Genomic DNA, 14182 nt, shown 5'->3' on the forward strand with positions numbered 1-14182 from the left:
TAAATGAACTTTTCTTTTTCAAAATACAGTGGCTGCGGCAACGATTTTATTTTGATTGATAATCGCGATCAACGTTTCCCTGATCGCGATGCTTCTTTCATTGAGCGTCTTTGCCTGAGGCGACATGGAATTGGAGCCGATGGCTTAATTCTTCTTGAACTCTCCCATATCGCCGATTTTCGCATGCGAATTTTTAATGCGGATGGATACGAAACAGAAATGTGTGGTAATGGCATTCGTTGCCTAGTCAAATTTGCTCAAGAAATTGGCATTCAAAAAAAACACTACACCATCCAAACCATGCACTCTCTTTTAGAGGCATTTCCCTTCGGGGATTCGATCACGATATCTATGACAGATCCAGCAGAAATTGAATGGGATACACAAATTGAAGTGGATCAAACACTACTCACCGTGCATTGGGTGGATACGGGCGTGCCACATGCTGTCATATTTGTTGATGAACTTGAAGAAGCTCGTTGGATGACACTCGCCCCTAAAATTCGCGCTCACCCTCATTTTTCTCCAAAAGGGGTCAATGTCAACTTTGCTCAAATTAAAAAAGAGGAAATTTCTTTACGTACCTATGAAAGAGGTGTCGAACAAGAAACATTGGCCTGCGGCACAGGAGCAACAGCTGCTGCGATTGCTGCCGCCAAAATACAAGGAATCTCCTCACCTGTTTCGATCAAAACACGCTCCGGAGATAATCTTGAAATTCAATTTGAAAAAACGACAAAATTCCGCAATGTACGCCTAACAGGCCCTGCCATTTGTACTTTTAAAGGGGTTTTAGCCGGATAAGCGTTGGATTTGATTTAGCATTATATCCCTTATCAGCATGCCCATAGCCATACGGTCCCACATTAGGCTTTTCGAAATGGAATAGCTTTCGACATTTGTAAAGAAAAAAAGAAAATACGCGGTGCTTCCAAAAGTTTTTTGAATAAATAGTATCACTATCTGGCGCCCATTCTGTCTGAACAAAAGTATATTGTTTGAAACGTTTAGGAGCCTCTTTCTTTTTTTTCCCGGCTTCTTGACAGCTTTGCTCAAAGGTTTTTCCAAAGAGAGGATTGTCCTTTTCATCGACGGCTAATTTAACCCGTCCAAAAAGCAAAGACTTAATTTGGGGTCCTGTGATTGCGTACTGAGGGTTCGCGACGGCCGTGATTGTCTTATTCATCGGCGGAGGGCCTCCCGTCTTTCCATTAATTGTTCCGTGATCATAGTGACTAGAACCTCTTAAATAAGCCCCTCTCCGTGCCACTCTCAAGCAGTCATACAAAGCATAGGTCTCATTTTCTTCAATCAACATATGCTCACCTTGAAAAAATAAACGCATATACTTTTCATACTCGGAATAATTCTTTGCGTGCTCCCAAAATTTAGCGCTCATTACTTTTATGCTTAAAGCATCATGTTCTGCGGCCCTTTTAATCCCTAATCGGTGCGCTGTATTGCCATAAAATTTTAGGCGGGCCTCCACTTCACTTGTCAAGCTCGAATCGTAGGAAAGCCGGGTTTTTGCCTCCTGAATCAGATCCATCGCTTTCCGCATTCTTTCTTTTTTAGCTTTCGCCATGAAAATCGAAAATAACCGTTTTGTTTTACGACCCAAATGTGTGTCGATCAAATCGAGCGCAGCGTAAGCTTGATTTTGTTGAAGAGGGGTTAAATTTTCGGGAAGGGAAGCAACCCACTCCTCTACCGCTAGACTATGTTTCTTATCTTCAACGGCAAAAAACAGTAATCGACTGGCTTGGTCGGTGAATTGATCGATGCGATTCATTTTAAAAGCTCCTTTTCGTGTCTATGTAATCATTTTAATACAAAAACATCTTACTTACAATTTGTATAAATCATCATTTATTCTGAAATCCCCCTTTTCGGTTGAATGGAACTCTTTATTTTCAGTACAATCGAGTCAAATTCAGAAATTTATGAACTCACGTTTTTCTTTAGGGAGAGTCAATGAGCAATACCAAAGTTAAGCTCCAAGCACAAAATCCTTTAATCTTACGCAGCCATCGCTTGATGGAAGCTTTTGCAAAATCGGATGATGAAAGAGATTTTTACTTAGATAGACAAGAAGGCTTCATTATTTATGTCGATCTAGATAAGCCACAAGAGGATTTGGATGCGTTTGAGGAAGAGCTTAAAAATAACCCGGAACGCTATTGCCTCATACCAAAACTGACTTTTTACGAAACAAAAAAAATTATGGAAGGTTTCGTCAACGAAAAAGTCTACGATATTGACACAAAGGAAAAACTTTTAGATATCATTCAATCTAAAGAGGCGCGTGAGCATTTCCTTGAGTTTATCTATGATCATCACTCAGAACTTGAAAAATGGCAGCAGTATTACCAAGAGCGCTCTCGCATTCGCATTATCGAATGGCTGCGCAGTCATAACTTTCACTTCGTTTTTGAAGAAGATCTTGATTTAGCCAAAAATATGATTGAAAAATTGAAACGCAATCTTTTTCAACCAAAAGTCAGCAACGACATTGCTTCGGCACGTAAAGTCCTCACGGCTAAAGCAAAGACTTATTACTCCAGCGAAGCACTTAATCCACGACCAAAACGGGGTCGCCCTCCTAAACAAGCGGTAAAACAAGAAATTGAACCGCAAATGACGACTGATATCTATATCACAGTACCTTCACCGATTCTTCCACTCCTGTTCACTCCAGATATTTCGAGTGCATTTGATGTAACCTTCTCTTCTAAATTTGAAAGTGGAGAAGAATTAATGGCACATCGCCGCTCTCACTTGCTAGGTGATGTTGATCTCAACGTGACTGACCTATCCAGTAAATTGGAAACGCTTCGACATCTTTCCAATCGATGGGTGGAAGGAGAAGTTGAAAAAACCAAACCCGTTGTGCAAGAGAACTGGGATGACGATGACGAAGATGATGAAGATGACGACTGGGATGTAGACGATTCTCCAAAAGCTTCTAAGGGTAAGAAAAAAGAATCTACAGCAAAAGCCGCAAAAGAACCAAAAGCAAAGCGCCTAACGAAAAGTAAAGCTCCTGCAAAAGCAAAACCTGCTGCTAAAACGAAAAAAGCTGCGGAAAAAGCCCCTGCAAAACCTAAAAAAGCTTTATTACGCCGCACAACACCTGGAGCTAAGCAAAAAACAAAAAAATAAGCTTTGAGATTCTATCCACATGCTTCGTCACAAAAAAAATGGAATCGAATGGCTAGAATTTGAGTTATTAGCTGACTGCAAAGGCCTCCAACATGGCACTATTTTACGCCAAGGAGGCTTTAGCAGTGGCTCGTTTTCAAGTTTAAATCTGGGTTTATATAGTACCCAAGACGAACACTTAGCAATTGCCCAAAATCTTGAGAAGGTGCAGTCCACACATCAACTCCCCTCTATTCACGTGGCTAAACAATGCCATGGAGATCATATCTGGCATATTAAAGATGCGAACGCTTCCCCACAAGAAGCTGATATGCTAGTCACAAATCTCTCAGAACAGGCATTGTTTGTCATGCATGCAGATTGTCAAGCTGTTATCATGTTTGACCCTATCACGCAAGCTCTTGCCAACGTGCATGTGGGCTGGAGAGGCAATGTTCAAAACATTCTTCAAAAAACCACTCGGTATCTGCAAACAACTTTTGGAACAAAACCTGAAAACCTCTTAGTAGGCATTTCACCCAGTCTCGGTCCAGAAAATGCGGAGTTTAAGCATTTTCAAACAGAACTCCCTTCCCACTTCTGGGATTTCCAAATTCGCCCTCTCTATTTTGATTTATGGTCCATCAGTCAAATGCAGCTAAAAGCATGTGGCGTTTTGCCTCATCACATTGAAATTGCAAAAATGAATACCTATTCCCTTTCTTTAGATTTTTTTTCTTACCGCCGCGATGGTATAACAGGAAGAAACGGAACCTTTGCAATGCTTGCTAAAAAAATTTAGAATATCGACTTTTGGATCTTACGTTCGGAGTGTTTTTATGTCATGGTCTCCACTAGCTTTGGAACATCAATCTATACTTGACTCTCAGTGGAAAACACTTTGTCAACAAAATGGAATTGTCCTATCTGAATATAGCTTTCCCAACAATTTTCTATTTCGTAAACAGCATGCGTATGAAGTCAAACACATAGACAATCTTGTCTTGGTGAGAGGCGTTTCTAGGAGCGGGGAAAATTTTTTAATTCCCACGTTTCATCCGGATAGATTATCTAAAGAGCGTATTCTTGAACTTTTAAAAATCGCTCCTTTATTTCCTATTCCAGATCAATGGTTGGATTGTTTCAAAGATTTTCCTGTGCAAGCAAGATATAACCGCGATCAATCCGATTATCTTTTTTCTGTCGATAAATTAAAGACTTTACCTGGGCGAAAATTAAGTAGCCGACGCAATCTCCTCCATCAGCTCACTCAAGAGCATGAAGTGCATACAGAGTCCTTTTGCGAATGCGATTATACGGATGCTTTACAAGTTTTAGAAAAATGGCAAAAACAATCTTCCTTTCCGGCAGATGAAACCGATTTTTATCCTTGCCAAGAAGCCTTAAAACATTTAAAACCGTTCCAATTTATGGGGCGTATGTGTTACGTGGATGGGGCTCCAGTTGCTTTTACGATTGGGGAAAAACTCACTCCGTCCACAGCTATTTTACACTTTTCAAAAGCTTTACATGCAATTAAGGGTCTAACTCCTTTTCTGTATGAAGACTTTGCAGCCCATCTTTCAGAAGATACTTTGTGGATTAATTTAGAACAGGATTTGGGAATTCCTTCTCTTAGGCAGGCCAAAGAGGCCTATGAGCCTGATCAACTCGTCAATAAATGGTGGATTTCTTTAGTTTGAGGTTTTATGCATCGATTTTACTTTTTACTGCTTTGGTTATGCGCATGTACAACTTTGCATGGCATAGAATCCCAAATTCAAGTCGGCGCAGACCGTGTAATGAATGCGCCTTATGTCTCCCTTTTAAAAGGAAAAAAAGTCGGGCTCATCACCAATCACACAGCTTTCAATGAAAAAAAACATTCCACGATTCAGCTCTTTAAAACCCACGCTAAATCCAAGGGTTTTAAACTAGTCGCCCTCTTTGGCCCTGAACATGGGTTAGATGGGGATGTCTATGCAGAGCAAGAGCTCCAATCAAAGGTTGATCCTGATGGCATTCCAATCCACAGCCTATATGGCAAAACACGAAAACCCACCGACGAAATGCTAAAAGGTGTTGACATATTAGTTTACGATATCCAGGATATCGGATCTCGCTCTTACACCTACAGCACGACTCTTTTTTATGCGATGGAAGAAGCTGCTAAGAAGAACATTCCTGTTTGGGTCTTGGATCGCCCAAACCCCTTGGGGGGCCTTATTATTGATGGACCCATGCTTGAAGAAAAATGGAGATCCTTTGTTGGATATATCAATGTCCCTTACTGCCATGGGATGACCATCGGAGAACTCGCCCAGTTCTTTAATCAAGAATACCAAATTGGATGTCAGCTTACCGTTATCCCCATGAAAGGCTGGCGACGAGATATGATATTCCAAGACACAGGTCTTCCCTGGATTCCGACAAGTCCATGCATCCCTGAGGCAAATACCACTTTTTATTACCCGACAACAGGTATTATTGGAGAATTACAACTTGTTAGCATCGGCATTGGTTATACGTTACCTTTCAAACTCATTGGAGCACCTTGGATTAATGGAACGACGTTAGCAAAGAAACTCAATGAGCAAGATTTTCCCGGGGTTCACTTTGAACCTTTCAAATATCGTCCTTATTACGGAAAATTTGCCAAGCAAGATTGCCAAGGTGTGTTAATTCTGATTACCAACCCAGCTAAATATAAGCCCGTTTCCACACAATATTTAATCTTAGGAATTTTAAAAACTTTGTACAAAACACATTTTCAGCAGGCTCTAGCAAAAGCCCAGAATCGTCAAGATATTTTCAATAAGGTCAATGGCACAGATGAAGTCTTTAAAATCCTTCAGCAAGAGCAGTACAGCACGTGGAAATTGCTCAGCCTGCATCAAAAAGAAAGAGAACAATTTGAAAAGAAAAGAATCAAATACCTGATCCCCGATTATGCCTTCTAAAGCTATGGAATCGGGGTTTTCATTAATTTGAAGACATCATTAATAGAGTTCAACCAAACATAGGAGTCTTTAACCATTTGTGTGGTCAAAAGATTCCATCCAAAGCAAATCACTCCAAGACCTAAAAGTGATTTTAGCGGCATCCCCAAAAACGTAATTTGTACTTGTGGAGCCAAGCGATTCACAATCCCTAAAAACACATCTGTCATTAAAATGGCCAACAAAGCTGGTGTTGCTAGCTGAATGGAGACCACCATCACTTTGTTTAATAGTTCAATTTGAGTCTTTCGAAAAGGTGATGCAGCATCAAAAAAGTTCGGATTGATGAACTGGTCCGGAGGAACAATTTCATAGGAAGTAAAAATAGCATCGATGAATAGAAAAGGAATATCTACGACCCAAAATAGAAAAATCAATACCATGTTTAGTAGTGTGCCCACCGGAGACGATTGGTTTTGAATAGTAGGGTCATTGACCATCAAACTCGCACCGCCGCGTTGATGATCGATAATCATTCCCGCGTTTTGAACAATACTAAACGGTATGCTGATAATAAAACCTAAGATAAACCCAATCAAAATTTCCTTAAATAGAAGCAACAGCGCATTGAAATTGAATCCAATGGGAGTGGTTGTCAGCAAAAGCATTTGTGGGAAAAAAATTACAAACAAAGAAATCGCCAATGACACTTTAACGGGGTGCGGCAAAACACGCGCTCCCAAAAAAGGGGACTGGGCAATAATGGGAAACATTCTAGCTAAAAATAGCAAAAAAATCGTCAATACCCCTTCGACTTCTCCAGTGGCAAGCGCACTGTTCAAAAAAACAGAGATATAAGCTTCTTGTTGAATTTCAGGCATGGTGATTGACTTTTATTTGGCTCATTATTGTGTCGCTAAGCTCCATTCAGGGAAATGCTGAAAGATATTAGAAGCAAATGTCATAATTTGAGCTCCCAACCACCCACCTAAGAACATCAATGTCAGTGTCACAGCGCATAACTTGACTGTAAAGGAAAGGGTCTGCTCTTGAATCTGCGTCGCAGCCTGGAAAATCGCGACCAAAATTCCAAAAAACATACTCACCAAGATTGGAGGAGCTGATAAAATTAAAATCAGCAACAAGCCTTGATAAGCTAATTGAATGACCTGCGTTGCATGCATTTTAAAGTACTCCTTCGTTTTTAGCGGAAAGTATTGACCAATCCATCAATGAGCAAAGTCCAACCATCTAACATGACAAGAAGAAAAAGTTTGAGTGGCATTGAAATGGTCACGGGAGAAAGCATCATCATCCCCATGGCGAGCAAAATGTTAGAGGTCACAAGGTCAATCACAAAGAATGGAATGTAGATCAATACCCCGATTTCAAATGCATCTTTCAGCTGGCTAGTAATATAGGCTGGGACCACAATCATAAAATCATCCGGCTTCAAGGTTGCTCGATAATTTTCCGGCAGAATTCGATAAGCCATCCGATAGAACAAAGCTTGGTGCTTAACACTTGAATTCCGCTTTAAAAACATTCTTAAAGGCTCCTTAGAAGCATCTGCTACATCCACAATGTACTTAGAAGATTCGACTGAAACTAACGAATCTGGAGCTCGCGTTGATTCAATCACACTTTGTGCTGCATCGTACATCTTTAATACAGTGGGATACATAATAAACAAGCTAAGCATAAAGGCCACACCATTGATAATCTGGTTTGGTGGCGCTTGTTGAACTCCCAGAGCACTTCGTAAAAGGGAAAGCACAATCACAATTTTAAGGAAGGAGGTCAAAATCATGATAATAAAAGGCAATAACGACAGAATAGTCAAAACAATCGCCTGAGTGATAAGCGATGGACGCTTGATGTCATCCATTCCACCCTGATTATTCAAAAGCTGTTCTGTCACGCTTTGCTTTTTAGGTAAATTCCTTGTTGAAGGATTCGAAGTAGAAGATGCTCGAGGCACTGCTGGTGTTGCGGAAGGAGCTGGAATAGTGGGTTGTCTAGGAATAGCTCCTGAAGTTGGTGCAGGAGTTGTTTGCGCCAATAGAAGGTCTTGCGAAGCAAAACCCGATGATCCACCCACAAGCAGCAGGAAAGCAAGAAACGGGAGAAAGATTTTATAAAAAGAACATTCCATAAAAACCATTGATTTGCCTTCTTTTTATCTTGTGTAACGCTTAAGAGCTTTTTGTGGCTTCTTCATTTTCTACTTTTTTTAAGGAAGGCTTTGCCATCGATTCAAAGACTTCTTCTAACAACTTCCATCGACTCTCAATCTGGGCATTAATAATTCCTCTCTCGGTCTCAATAATACAACCCCCAGGCGCAATATCATCACGCACTCCTAGCGACAGGGTTTCCAGATTCTCAAACACATCTTTGATTTTCTGTCGATTTTCATTCAAGACTTCTAAATCTTCCTTATTCACATAAATCGCAACTTTTTTATGTTGAGCTACCGCTTTGAGTGTGGAAGTCACAATATCTAAGATAGCCGTTTTTGAAACCTCTAATTCCTTGCCGACGATTTTTTTGGCGGCTTTCAAAGCGACAGGCAAAACAATTTTCTCAAATTCTCCGCGTACTTCTTTGATTTCTTTTTCTAAGTCCGCAACATATTCAACCCATTGCTTAAAACCTGCTTCAAAGCCTTCTTTTTGAGCGGCTTCTTTCAGTTTTTCACATTCAGCAACAACTTCTTTTCGATACCGTTCAGCATCTTCTTTCACCCTAGCAAGAATATCTTGCCCTTCTAATAGTTTCGAAAATACATCGGCAGAAACGACCTTAGAGCTAGGCGCTAGATGAATCGCGTCTTCTTTTCCATAAATTAAAGATAATAATTTTTTATTGCTCACGATTATCCTTTTTATTTCTAAAATTCACCAAACCTAAAAGTTGTTGAATTAAGATAGCTGTCACTTTGGAGGTGTCTTGCTTCTCGGAACAATGCTGTAGAACAGCAGCTCTAGCAACATCAAATTTGCGCAAAAAGTGCCATTTAAAATCAGCGGATTCCCCTACTAAAGCATGCCCCAATCGACTCAGCCCCCGCCTATGTAACTTTTGCCGTAATTGTTGGCTATCTCCATTCCAATCAGCGAGATTTAGAGGAGAAATGGCTAGTTTTTCTTGTTTATTCAAACAAAAACGCAAAAATTGAAGCTCGATGGGCTTTAGACTTCCGTAAATATTCTTTAAACGGTTTTTATCAACAATTTGACGTACTTTGTCAGCCAAATCGTATATACTCAGAAGATCTATTATTTCTAACAAATCCTCTCTTGAGGTTTGCAAGAGAAAGGATAGAGAGGTTTGCGGCAAAAACTCTATAGGCATCACATCCGGCTGCTCAATCTGCTTCCAAAGATAATGCAAAGCAAATTCTTTTGCTGGAGCCGATAATTCCACTTCAAGCGGGGAGATATGACACACTTTTTTTAATTTAGAAACAATCGCCACAGGCAACGCACTCATTATCCACGCGGCTTCTTCAATAGGAATCTTTTTTAAAATGGGGACCAGCCAAGAATAATGCACTTGGCCAATTTTATTTTCATAAGCCCACAAAACGGCCTCTGGAGCTGATGCTTCCGTTTGTGTACTCAGAATAGCCTGAACATTTTCTGAAGGCAAGCAATCGATAAATTCCTTCATTTTTTTCTCATGATAACGGTTCAACAAAACCTTGAGCATCATCAGACTTTTAGTATTCATCATTTTTCCAATCCTGGCAGAAGAGCTTTAGGTTACACCTTTATCCTGATCATTATCCCCTTCACTCGCTTTCTCTTCTTCCTTTGGAGTCTCTTTCTCTTCCTCTTTAGGAGGTTCTGCAGAGATAGGATGTAAATTGAAAAGCTGCTTAATGCCTCCGTGACTTTTTAAAAGTGGATAGAGCTTCCACCCGGTCCAGATCATTAAGAGCGTCAAAAGCAAGAGAAGCAAACTGAATGCAAAGAAGATGATACGAAAACGAGAAGCAGATTCTTTAGCCACAATGATTGACCAAATGCTGACAAATTGCTTTTCATCTCCACCCGATTTTAATCCAATGGGCATTTCACTAAAACGTGCGCGATCTCCAATGACAGTCACATTATCATAGTCTAGCCCTGTCACGCTAGCTGCAACCAGTCGTTTGATTTTCGTGACTAAGTGAGAATTCGGGTCATCTAATACGCCTGAGTGCTTGACGTAAACAGAAGCAACAATTTTGCCTTTCTTTTCACCAGTTGGATTCAAGGGATCTTCTTCAGGGAAAGAGATCTGTACTTCTGCATCTAAAACTCCGTCAATTTTCCGAATCGTACTCGCAATTTGCTCGGCAAGACCCGCTTGATAGCGTATCCTTTCTTGCAACTCAGAGGGAACAAGCCCAACATTTGAAAAGATGCCCAGCAGGCTTTGTGGTTTTCTACGAGGTAACCCACTCTGATTGAGGATCGACATGGCTTGCGTCGCCTTATCAGCGGAAACACTAATATCCCACAACACAATTTTTGATCCACCGCCTCCGGCTCCCTCAGTGCTTTGTACCTTCATCGCATCGATGCCTTTGCTAGAAAGAAACACTACAATTTCGTTTGCTTCTTTTTCGTCCAAACCGTTCACAATCGTTTTCCGCGATTCACAACTCGTTAGTAGAAAGGCCATGCAAAGCAAAAAAACAGTACCTACTAGCTTGCTCAAGATCTTAGTTCCCGACATGATTGATTTTCCGTCTATAAAATTTTGACAATTTTAAACCTTTATTGAATTGGCCTCATCCTACCACAGTAATGTTTTTCCTAACAGGGCTTATTTCGTGTAAGAAATCGTCAATATATTTTATTTTTTGCAAATGAAAATATATAATTTTTAAAAAACATAAATTATTAAAAAACTAAAAATGCTATAATAAAATTATTAAATCGCAAATTATTATAAAATAAATAATTATATTTAAATTAAAGGATAGTAATCATGACTTCTCCTTTAACTGGACCAATAGCTAGAACAATTGACCAAAGCGCAACTAACTCTCCCCCCACCGAAACCCCAAGCGTCAAACACGAAGGACGGATTTGGAAGCGAATCTTTGGAGGTATAGGGAATTTTTTTAAAAAATTTGTACCAAATTTTGGGAAAAAAGAATCCACAGTGTCAAATAAACAGTTGAGTCAAAGAAATATTTCTCAATTATCTTCTCCCGCTGCAAAAAAAACAAACCAAATTGAGACAAAAAAGACTAAACCTAAAGAAGATGAATCTAAAAAAACCGAGATATCAAAGAAAGATAATTCGATTAAACCAGATACTTTAAAATCTGATAAACCCACCCTTGCAAGCAACTCAACAAATGAAGTCAAAGACACCGCTTTAAAAACCGAAGTTCCTCCAGAAAGCACAAGCCGTGCAACTGCTGCAAAAATAGAACTAGCCTCAAAAAAAGTGATGAATACACCTGTGTCATCTTCAAGTTCAGAAAATGAAGTGCATGTGGATTCAGCTGGAGAAGAGCATAAACAACTTATTCCATTTTCTAAACCATTAAAAGAGTTGAAAGAGACTGAGCAAAGACATTTCAAGGGTATTTCAATTCAATCAGAAATTCTGTCTGCCATGGTAAAAGACAAAAAGTTTATGAAAGGTTTAAATAAAGCCGACAAAAAAATGTTAACTGAATGGCAAAAAACATACCAAGAAAAGTATATCCCTCTAGCAAAAAAGCTTTCTGAAAAAATAGAAGAGATTATCGATCCAGCTTTGAAACCTCCTTTAACACTAGAAAAATCTGAAACGGCGGTAAAAGAATTTGCCGATTTGGTAAATGACAATGGAAGCATCTTTAATCAAAACGTTAAGCTGCAGACTTCTCTTGTTTATAACGCATTCCCCATGCAAGACTTTATTGGAAGAAACAAGGCTAAGATTGAGGATTTTCTAGATCACTCGATGCCAAATAAACAATTTAAAGACACTTATGATTTCGAACCTACAGCCAATCCACTTCAAAGAATTCCTCGCTACGGCATATTAGTTGATGCCATCAAAGGATCTCTAAAACTTCCTAATCAGGATAAACTCAGAAAAGCTGTTGACTCGATCAACATTAAGCCCAAGATTCAAGATGTGAACGAAGCCCGAAAAGAACTAGATTTTCCTGCGGAATTTAATAAGTATTTAGCAATTAAAAAGGCAATAAGACCTGACAAAGTTAAATTAAAACAAGTTCGTGAATACTTTATTAGTTTTGTAATCAAACTTGATTCAACAAAAATTACGTTTCCTATTTCGATAGGTGGTAAAGACAGAACGAATGATATCAAAGAAATGATTAAAGCGGATTTTTCTGAAAAATTAGGTCAATTACAGTCCTTACTTAATAGTGATGAATCGGTTCAGAAAAAATCTGGAAGTACTATTAGTACACTAGATAAAAAATTAAATTTTTATCTTGAAAATTATAGCGAATTAATTTCAGATAAAGAAAAGAAAGCAAAAGCTTCACTAGATAAAAAAGAACAAAAATAAATGATAAAATTTGCGGGGTAAAGCTATGCGTATTAATCTTAACTCATTTGCACGTATTTTTAATCACCCTCCGCAAACACCAGCAGTGCAAAAAACTAAGCACAAGGGTAGAACCTGGAAAACAACGAATGAAACGATCGAAAGTGCCCTAAATTTTTTTCACAGCTCTCGTGGAGAAAAGAAAGCAAAGCGAAATCCAATTGCGAGTGAAAGGGTCACAATACGCATGGCACAACCTAATGTTTCTGAACTAAAAAAACCCAAAAAGTAATCTAGCAGGCTTCACAATCCTGATCGGTAACGGAATTTTCTAAATCACTATCGTTGCCAAAAGAAAAGTTTTGAATCAAATCTTTCACTTGATCAGGTGAAGAAGCTCGGCTAATCAAGCCACGAAATTCTCGAGTTCCACCAGAACTTTTGATATACCAGCATCCTACACGCCGCATTTCAATCACAACTTGGCGAGGATTGTAATAACGTTCAGTACACAAAAAATGCTCATAAAGAGCTTGGCGGCAATCCTCAGGTGTGTGCACACGAATTGTCCCGCCTTGCAGATAATTCAAAATATCTTGAGCAATCCACGGCTGTCCCATAGTTCCGCGCGCGACTAATACAGCATCGCAGCCTGTATACTCAAACATACGCTTCGCTGACGTAGGATCCATCACATCTCCATTGCCAATCACTTTGATATGTTTGGCAACTTGTTTACTGGCTTTAATGTGATCCCAGTTGGCGGGTCCGCGATAAGCTTGTTGGCGTGTCCGGCCATGGATCGTAATAGCTTTAGCTCCAGCCTTTTCAGCTATTTGTGTAATCTCCTCGGCACATAGATTTTCATCATCCCAACCCGCTCGAATTTTAACCGTTACTGGAATTTTAACAGCAGCGACCATTTCTGATAAAATTTCTCCAATTAACAAAGGATTTTTTAAAAGTCCTGAACCGCTACCGTCTTTTGTGACCTTATCAACCGGACACCCACAGTTTAAATCCACCACGTCAAAACCTAAATCCTCAATGATTTTGGCAGCCTTAGCTGCTAGCTGAGGTTTGCTTCCACATAGCTGCCCGCCAATCGGATGCATATCCTTATCAAAATCTAACATCCGGAATGTATTGGGATCATGCCGCACTAATGCGTCCATTTTAACCATTTCACAATACATTAAGCCAGGCGAATACCGCGCAGACATCTGCCGAAATGGAAAATCGGAACACCCTGCTAGAGGTGCATAAAACACGGGATTAGGCAATGTGAGGTTCCCGAGTTGAAAAGAAGAAAAAGTATTCATTAAAATTACAAATTTATGAGCAAGATTTTTAAGAAATATTCGATAAAGCTCAGTGCCAAAAAGGCAAATATGGGGCTTATATCAATCATTCCCAGGGGAGGAATAACTCCTCGAAAAAAATTCAGGTAGGGGTCAGTGTAAAAAGCAATAAACTGCATGATTCGGTATTGATGCAATTCCGGTAGCCACGAGCTTAAAATGCGCGCAAATAGCATGAGAAAATAAACTTGAAAAATCAGACTGATGATGTTAACTAAAATCATGGCC

General features: G+C 39.6%; 16 protein-coding genes. 7 read left to right on the forward strand and 9 right to left on the reverse strand.

Translation table 11 applies throughout. From position 1 onward, the window contains the following. Window positions 1-3 precede the first annotated feature (3 nt). Complete coding sequence (gene dapF / locus AOM43_RS11660; protein ID WP_006341490.1) at window positions 4-804, forward strand: diaminopimelate epimerase; 801 nt, start codon at window positions 4-6, stop codon at window positions 802-804. Here dapF and AOM43_RS11665 read toward each other — a convergent pair. Next, window positions 782-1792 (reverse strand): hypothetical protein, encoded by a 1011-nt coding sequence (locus tag AOM43_RS11665; protein ID WP_059360407.1) that lies wholly within the window; start codon window positions 1790-1792, stop codon window positions 782-784. The genes dapF and AOM43_RS11665 overlap by 23 nt on opposite strands. Window positions 1793-1974: 182 nt before the next feature. Here AOM43_RS11665 and AOM43_RS11670 point away from each other — a divergent pair, with 182 nt between their 5' ends. Genes AOM43_RS11670 through AOM43_RS11685 form a run of 4 tightly spaced genes read left to right on the forward strand, consistent with a single transcriptional unit; the run spans window position 1975 to window position 6101 of the window. Further along, entirely contained in the window at window positions 1975-3162 is a 1188-nt protein-coding gene (locus AOM43_RS11670) for a UPF0158 family protein (RefSeq protein ID WP_059360409.1), read from the forward strand. Between the two features lie 19 nt (window positions 3163-3181). Then, window positions 3182-3943, forward strand: a complete 762-nt coding sequence (locus AOM43_RS11675) for a purine nucleoside phosphorylase YfiH/LACC1 family protein (protein WP_006341493.1) — start codon at window positions 3182-3184, stop codon at window positions 3941-3943. A gap of 37 nt (window positions 3944-3980) precedes the next feature. Then, window positions 3981-4844 carry a DUF2156 domain-containing protein gene (locus AOM43_RS11680; RefSeq protein ID WP_006341494.1) on the forward strand — a complete coding sequence of 288 codons (864 nt, stop codon included), beginning with the start codon at window positions 3981-3983 and terminating at the stop codon, window positions 4842-4844. A 6-nt stretch (window positions 4845-4850) separates the two neighbouring features. Next, a complete protein-coding gene (locus AOM43_RS11685) occupies window positions 4851-6101 on the forward strand; it encodes an exo-beta-N-acetylmuramidase NamZ family protein (RefSeq protein WP_006341495.1) in 1251 nt (416 codons plus the stop codon). Window positions 6102-6103: 2 nt separating this feature from the next. Here the strand turns inward: AOM43_RS11685 and AOM43_RS11690 are convergent, their stop codons facing one another. From AOM43_RS11690 to sctJ, 6 genes are read right to left on the reverse strand one after another with little or no spacing between them, the layout of a single operon-like run. After that, window positions 6104-6961 carry an EscT/YscT/HrcT family type III secretion system export apparatus protein gene (locus AOM43_RS11690; RefSeq protein WP_006341496.1) on the reverse strand — a complete coding sequence of 286 codons (858 nt, stop codon included), beginning with the start codon at window positions 6959-6961 and terminating at the stop codon, window positions 6104-6106. Window positions 6962-6985: 24 nt separating this feature from the next. Next, complete coding sequence (gene sctS, locus AOM43_RS11695) at window positions 6986-7264, reverse strand: type III secretion system export apparatus subunit SctS (RefSeq protein ID WP_006341497.1); 279 nt, start codon at window positions 7262-7264, stop codon at window positions 6986-6988. A gap of 20 nt (window positions 7265-7284) precedes the next feature. After that, the gene (gene sctR / locus AOM43_RS11700; RefSeq protein ID WP_226987523.1) at window positions 7285-8235 is read right to left on the reverse strand and encodes a type III secretion system export apparatus subunit SctR; all 951 of its coding nucleotides are present in this window, start codon (window positions 8233-8235) and stop codon (window positions 7285-7287) included. Between the two features lie 40 nt (window positions 8236-8275). Continuing rightward, window positions 8276-8956 carry an HrpE/YscL family type III secretion apparatus protein gene (locus AOM43_RS11705; RefSeq protein ID WP_006341499.1) on the reverse strand — a complete coding sequence of 227 codons (681 nt, stop codon included), beginning with the start codon at window positions 8954-8956 and terminating at the stop codon, window positions 8276-8278. Continuing rightward, window positions 8946-9818, reverse strand: coding sequence for a hypothetical protein (locus tag AOM43_RS11710; RefSeq protein WP_013924157.1), 873 nt, complete (start codon window positions 9816-9818; stop codon window positions 8946-8948). Before AOM43_RS11710 ends, AOM43_RS11705 begins: the two co-directional genes overlap by 11 nt. A 24-nt stretch (window positions 9819-9842) precedes the next feature. After that, window positions 9843-10808, reverse strand: coding sequence for a type III secretion system inner membrane ring lipoprotein SctJ (gene sctJ, locus AOM43_RS11715; RefSeq protein ID WP_006341501.1), 966 nt, complete (start codon window positions 10806-10808; stop codon window positions 9843-9845). Window positions 10809-11063: 255 nt separating this feature from the next. Here sctJ and AOM43_RS11720 point away from each other — a divergent pair, with 255 nt between their 5' ends. Together AOM43_RS11720 and AOM43_RS11725 are read left to right on the forward strand one after the other, a co-directional pair. After that, window positions 11064-12614, forward strand: coding sequence for a hypothetical protein (locus AOM43_RS11720; RefSeq protein ID WP_013924156.1), 1551 nt, complete (start codon window positions 11064-11066; stop codon window positions 12612-12614). A gap of 25 nt (window positions 12615-12639) precedes the next feature. Then, on the forward strand, window positions 12640-12885 hold the full coding sequence (locus AOM43_RS11725) for a hypothetical protein (protein WP_006341503.1): 246 nt from the start codon (window positions 12640-12642) through the stop codon (window positions 12883-12885). A gap of 1 nt (window position 12886) precedes the next feature. On the opposite strand, the gene dusB is transcribed toward AOM43_RS11725, so the two are convergent. Together dusB and AOM43_RS11735 are read right to left on the reverse strand one after the other, a co-directional pair. Further along, window positions 12887-13915 carry a tRNA dihydrouridine synthase DusB gene (gene dusB, locus AOM43_RS11730; RefSeq protein WP_006341504.1) on the reverse strand — a complete coding sequence of 343 codons (1029 nt, stop codon included), beginning with the start codon at window positions 13913-13915 and terminating at the stop codon, window positions 12887-12889. A gap of 5 nt (window positions 13916-13920) precedes the next feature. After that, window positions 13921-14178: a YggT family protein gene (locus AOM43_RS11735; protein WP_006341505.1), complete on the reverse strand. Its 258-nt coding sequence runs from the start codon at window positions 14176-14178 to the stop codon at window positions 13921-13923. Window positions 14179-14182 lie beyond the last annotated feature (4 nt).

It is taken from the genome of Parachlamydia acanthamoebae, from assembly GCF_000875975.1.
Lineage (GTDB): Bacteria > Chlamydiota > Chlamydiia > Chlamydiales > Parachlamydiaceae > Parachlamydia > Parachlamydia acanthamoebae.

Coding starts and splice junctions, on each gene's coding strand:
- sctR (WP_226987523.1), bottom strand. CDS start 8,235: ATGGAATGTTCTTTTTATAAAATCTTTCTCCCGTTTCTTGCTTTCCTG.
- AOM43_RS11685 (WP_006341495.1), top strand. CDS start 4,851: ATGCATCGATTTTACTTTTTACTGCTTTGGTTATGCGCATGTACAACT.
- dusB (WP_006341504.1), bottom strand. CDS start 13,915: ATGAATACTTTTTCTTCTTTTCAACTCGGGAACCTCACATTGCCTAAT.
- AOM43_RS11670 (WP_059360409.1), top strand. CDS start 1,975: ATGAGCAATACCAAAGTTAAGCTCCAAGCACAAAATCCTTTAATCTTA.
- AOM43_RS11675 (WP_006341493.1), top strand. CDS start 3,182: ATGCTTCGTCACAAAAAAAATGGAATCGAATGGCTAGAATTTGAGTTA.
- sctS (WP_006341497.1), bottom strand. CDS start 7,264: ATGCATGCAACGCAGGTCATTCAATTAGCTTATCAAGGCTTGTTGCTG.
- AOM43_RS11725 (WP_006341503.1), top strand. CDS start 12,640: ATGCGTATTAATCTTAACTCATTTGCACGTATTTTTAATCACCCTCCG.
- AOM43_RS11710 (WP_013924157.1), bottom strand. CDS start 9,818: ATGATGAATACTAAAAGTCTGATGATGCTCAAGGTTTTGTTGAACCGT.
- AOM43_RS11690 (WP_006341496.1), bottom strand. CDS start 6,961: ATGCCTGAAATTCAACAAGAAGCTTATATCTCTGTTTTTTTGAACAGT.
- AOM43_RS11665 (WP_059360407.1), bottom strand. CDS start 1,792: ATGAATCGCATCGATCAATTCACCGACCAAGCCAGTCGATTACTGTTT.
- AOM43_RS11680 (WP_006341494.1), top strand. CDS start 3,981: ATGTCATGGTCTCCACTAGCTTTGGAACATCAATCTATACTTGACTCT.
- AOM43_RS11720 (WP_013924156.1), top strand. CDS start 11,064: ATGACTTCTCCTTTAACTGGACCAATAGCTAGAACAATTGACCAAAGC.
- AOM43_RS11735 (WP_006341505.1), bottom strand. CDS start 14,178: ATGATTTTAGTTAACATCATCAGTCTGATTTTTCAAGTTTATTTTCTC.
- sctJ (WP_006341501.1), bottom strand. CDS start 10,808: ATGTCGGGAACTAAGATCTTGAGCAAGCTAGTAGGTACTGTTTTTTTG.
- dapF (WP_006341490.1), top strand. CDS start 4: ATGAACTTTTCTTTTTCAAAATACAGTGGCTGCGGCAACGATTTTATT.